Source organism: Sphingomonas sp. CROZ-RG-20F-R02-07 (genome assembly GCF_022662335.1).
Classification (GTDB): domain Bacteria; phylum Pseudomonadota; class Alphaproteobacteria; order Sphingomonadales; family Sphingomonadaceae; genus Sphingomonas.
On record NZ_JAKNQJ010000057.1, the window covers coordinates 1 to 305 of the forward strand.

Annotated in this window: 1 protein-coding gene; it reads left to right on the top strand. The window is 59.0% G+C overall.

Translation table 11 applies throughout. The features are described from left to right. The coding region (locus L8H00_RS18695; RefSeq protein WP_242098870.1) for an IS3 family transposase at positions 1–275 on the top strand (275 nt) is incomplete at its 5' end. Positions 276–305 lie beyond the last annotated feature (30 nt).

The window sequence follows — 305 nt, forward strand, 5'->3', positions numbered from 1 at the left end:
AATATACGAGCGAGAAGTTCCAGCGGCTGATGGCCGACAACGGTGTGACATGCTCGATGAGCCGGTCGGGCAACGTCTGGGACAACGCGGCAATGGAGAGCTTCTTCTCGTCGATGAAGACCGAACGGATCGGTCGGAAGACATATCGAACGCGCAATCACGCGAAGGCGGACGTGTTCGATTATATCGAGCGCTTCTACAACCCGACGCGCCGGCACTCGACGCTGGGCTATCTCAGCCCCATGGACTTCGAGCGGCAAGCGCAGGTAGCTTAACCTCGTGTCCATCGGACCGGCAGCAGCTCA